Consider the following 4,151-nt stretch of genomic DNA (forward strand, 5'->3'; position numbering starts at 1 on the left):
GCCGAAAAACACAGCAGGGGGTCGTCTGCGGGCGGGAGGTGGCGTGTACTTACATTGTTGTGGGCAGGTCCGCGGGTCCTGCGATCGGGCGCAGCGTGGCGCTTCGTGTGCGGGGTCGTGAGGGCCTCGACCCGCGCCGCCGGCGGCGGCGCCGAAAATACAGGAGTTGTTTTGGCCGAGACCACCGTGCTGGTCACCGTTACCGGGCCCGACCGTCCCGGTGTGACGTCGGTTCTGCTGACGGCCATGTCGCGGCACCGGGTGAGTTTGCTCGATATCGAGCAGGTGGTGATCCGCGGCCGGCTCACCCTGGGTGTGCTGATCAGCTGTCCGACCGACCCCGAGTCGCTGCAGGACGAACTCGAGGAGGCGATGAACACCGTCGGTATGCAGGTGGATGTCGATATCGACGCCCACGTCGCGCGGGCCCCGGTGTCCACGCACGCCGTGGTGGTGCTCGGGTCGCCGGTGACGGCACACGCCTTCAGTGCGGTCTCGCGGGAACTGGCCGGGCTCGGCGCCAATATCGACACCATCCGCGGCATCGCCGACTACCCGGTAACCGGGATGGAACTCATGGTCACGGCGTCGGACCACGGCGGGGACACCGATGCCCGGCTGCGCACCGCGCTGGCCGATGTGGCGGTTATCGAACGGGTCGATATCGCGGTGGAGCGGGCCGGGCTGGCGCGCCGGGCCAAACGACTGATCGTCTTCGATGTGGATTCCACCCTCATCCAGGGTGAGGTGATCGAGATGCTGGCCGCCTACGCCGGGGTCGAGGACCAGGTGCGAGAGGTCACCGAGGCGGCGATGCGCGGGGAGATCGACTTCGCGGAATCGCTGCGGCAGCGGGTGGCGACCCTGGCCGGACTGGACGAATCGGTGATCGGGGAGGTGGCGGCGACTATCGAGCTCACCCCCGGGGCCCGGACCACCATCCGAACGCTCAAACGCCTGGGCTTCCGGTGCGGCGTGGTTTCCGGTGGATTCCGGCAGGTGATCGACCCGCTCGCCCGCGAACTGGACCTCGATTTCGTTCAGGCCAATGTCCTGGAAGTGGTCGACGGGAAGCTCACCGGCCGGGTGGTCGGGCAGATCGTGGACCGGGCCTACAAGGCGACCGCGCTGCGGGCCTTCGCGGCCGAATCCGGCGTGCCGATGGAGCAGACGGTGGCGGTCGGTGACGGCGCCAACGATATCGATATGTTGAATGCGGCGGGGCTGGGCGTGGCGTTCAACGCCAAACCGGCGTTGCGAGAGGTCGCCGATACCGCGCTGTCGCACCCCTACCTGGATGCCGTGCTGTTCATCCTGGGCGTGACCCGCGACGAGGTCGAGGCCGCGGACGCCGTGGACGGGCTGCTGCGGCGGGTCCCGCTGGGGTGAATCGTAATTCTCTGCGACCGAGCCGGACTCGGCACCGCGGGGGGTTCGGTGTCGGTGCGTGGGTAGGCTGTCGTCCGGTGAAGCTCGGGTGTTGGGAGGGTTGGTGGAATGCCGGATAGTGGCGTGAGGGAAGTAGCGGCGAACGGTCGCGAGATGGATGCGGAGCCGGACTTCCCGGAAGACACCGATCCCGAGTTCCTCGCGGACCCAGGATTTTCCGAACGTCACGCCGAACTCGCCGCGGGGTACGGCAAACTGGGCGACCCCGAGGACCCCGCACAGGTGCAGGCGATGCAGATGGTGCTGCACCTGCCCAAGACCGATCCGCCCGCGCGCAGCGATGTCCTGGCCGCCGCGGCGGCCGCGGCGGTCGCGCTGTGCCTCGACCCGCGCGTCGGGTACGAAGGCGAATGGGAGCAGCGGTATCTGGCGTGGAAGCGCGCGCGGATCAGGAAGGTCGCCCGGCGGGCGCGCGGGGCCCAGTGGGCGGCCGCGAACGAGGTTCCCGGAGTGACCGTCGAAAGCGGCGGCGCCTTGGTGCGGGCTCTGGTACCGGGGCCCGTGGGCGAGGTCGATCCGCGGATCCGGCGCCTGCAGATCGGCGGCACCGACCTGGAATCCGACGATCCCGGCCCGGTGCCGCTGGATGTCCCGGTGTTCTGGGTGAACGCCGAACTCGGTATGACCGTCGGTAAGGCCGCCGCGCAGGTCGGGCACGCGAGCATGCTGTTCGCCGGAGCGCTGCCGGTGGAACAGGCCCGGACCTGGGCGCAGCGCGGGTTCGCCTGCGCGGTCCGCGAGGCCGGACCCGACGAGTGGCAGATGCTGAGCGCGGCCGTCAACCGCAGCGCGGCGACCGCGGTGCGCGACGCCGGTTTCACCGAGGTCGCGCCGGGTTCGACGACCGTGATCGCCACCCGGCCCGCGCGGCCGGACCAGTGGTAGGAGATGCGCACCGTCCACGTCGTCACCCACCCGGAGGCGACGCATCACGTCGACCGGGTGGTCGGCGGCTGGTACGACTCCCGGCTCACCGCCGCCGGTGAACGCGCCGCGGCGGCCGTCGCGGATGCCCTGCGGTCGCGGAGCCCCGGCGGCGCGAACGTCGAGGTGTTCTCGTCGGATCTACGGCGGACCGCGCAGACTGCCGCGGTGATCGGTGCCGTGCTGGACGTGACTCCGGTGTACGACGAACGGCTGCGCGAGAAGTCCTACGGCGAGGCCGGCGGACGACCCCAGCAGTGGCTCGACCAGAGGTTCCTACCGCCGCCGGCGGTCGGTGACCGGATGACGCACGACGAAGGTATTCCGGGTGCCGAAACCCGGGCGGCGTTCGCGCGGCGTGTCTATGCCGCTGTGGACGCGATTCTGGACAGCCGCTGCGAGAACCAGATCATCGTCACTCACGGCGGCACCCTCACCTTTGTGCCGGCCGCGTGGATCGGAATGCCGCTCGAAGCAACCGGTTACGTGGCCTTCCACGCCCCCTCCGGCAGTATCACCGAACTGCGCGAGGACGACTTCTATCACAATCGCCGGATCGAGAGCCTCGGCGATACGCGCCACCGCCCGGCCGGCTTCTGAGGCGCCGCGCTCGGACCCGACCCGCCCGTCCTGTTTGTCGGATACCGGCGATCCGGCGGTCTCCCGCGGTGAATCGCGGGTGCCCGGTGCCGCGAGCGTGTTCGCCTCGAGACAAGATGGAGCGCGTGGCGCATCCCGATCCAGATCTGCTCATCGACTTCACCAATGTTTCCATCCGCCGCAACGGGCACAATCTCGTCGGCCCGGTGACCTGGCAGGTAGAACTCGACGAACGCTGGGTCGTCCTGGGCCCCAACGGAGCCGGGAAGACCTCGCTGTTGCAGGTCGCGGCAGCCGAGACCCATCCTTCGTACGGCACCGCCTACGTCCTCGGCGAACGGCTCGGCAAAACGAACGTCAGCGAACTGCGGCCCCGGATCGGCCTGTCGTCCGCGGCGCTGGCCGCGCGTATTCCATCGGAGGAGCGGGTCGCTGATCTGGTCGTCTCCGCCGGTTACGCGGTACTCGGCCGCTGGCGTGAGAAATACGACGACGTCGACACCGACCGTGCGATCGACATGCTGGAAAGCCTGGGTGCCGAACACCTTCTGGACCGCACCTACGGCACGCTGTCGGAGGGCGAACGCAAACGCGTCCTGATCGCCCGCGCCCTGATGACCGACCCCGAACTGCTGCTGCTGGACGAACCGGCCGCGGGCGTGGACCTGGGCGGCCGTGAGGAACTGGTGGAGAGCCTGGGCGACCTGGCCTCCGACCCCGACGCCCCGGCGCTGGTGCTGGTCACCCATCATGTCGAGGAGATCCCGCCGGGCTTCACCCACTGCATGCTGATCAGCGAGGGCGAGATCGTCACCCAGGGTTTGCTCGACGATGTACTCACCGCCGAGAACCTGAGCGAGGCGTTCCGCCAGTCCATCGCACTGGACCGGATCGACGGACGGTACTTCGCCCGCCGGAAGCGACGGTTGGGGCGGCACCGGTCGCGGTAGGGCGTCATCGCGCCCCGGAAAGCGCGAGACTTCCGCAACGGTGATGAAGCCGCGGGTGACGGCAATCGACACAGCGGTAGGCCGGGCACGCGGGCGCCACGGTCTCGGCCCAGGACCTGTGCGGCCAACCGTGGAGCGGGAGACTTCGCGGGCCTGTTTCGCAGGCGTGGCCATGCGCCGCCCCAAACCTCGAATGCCGACGCAACCCGTATGAGTCGAGTGTTGCGA

At 69.3% G+C, this 4,151-nt stretch carries 4 protein-coding genes; all 4 read left to right on the forward strand.

Features of this window, described 5'->3' with window-relative positions; genetic code table 11:
* Positions 1-171 precede the first annotated feature (171 nt).
* The 4 genes from serB (at position 172) to NS4_RS11595 (ending at position 3,923) form a co-directional block, all read left to right on the forward strand.
* A complete protein-coding gene (gene serB / locus NS4_RS11580) occupies positions 172-1,389 on the forward strand; it encodes a phosphoserine phosphatase SerB (protein ID WP_063059536.1) in 1,218 nt (405 codons plus the stop codon).
* Positions 1,390-1,542: 153 nt separating this feature from the next.
* Positions 1,543-2,334, forward strand: a complete 792-nt coding sequence (locus NS4_RS11585; protein ID WP_063059537.1) for an aminoacyl-tRNA hydrolase — start codon at positions 1,543-1,545, stop codon at positions 2,332-2,334.
* 3 nt (positions 2,335-2,337) lie between these two features.
* Entirely contained in the window at positions 2,338-2,973 is a 636-nt protein-coding gene (locus NS4_RS11590) for a histidine phosphatase family protein (RefSeq protein WP_063059538.1), read from the forward strand.
* Positions 2,974-3,089: 116 nt separating this feature from the next.
* A complete protein-coding gene (locus tag NS4_RS11595) occupies positions 3,090-3,923 on the forward strand; it encodes an ABC transporter ATP-binding protein (RefSeq protein WP_063059539.1) in 834 nt (277 codons plus the stop codon).
* Positions 3,924-4,151: the final 228 nt, after the last annotated feature.

It is taken from the genome of Nocardia sienata NBRC 100364, from assembly GCF_001613205.1.
Lineage (GTDB): Bacteria > Actinomycetota > Actinomycetes > Mycobacteriales > Mycobacteriaceae > Nocardia > Nocardia sienata.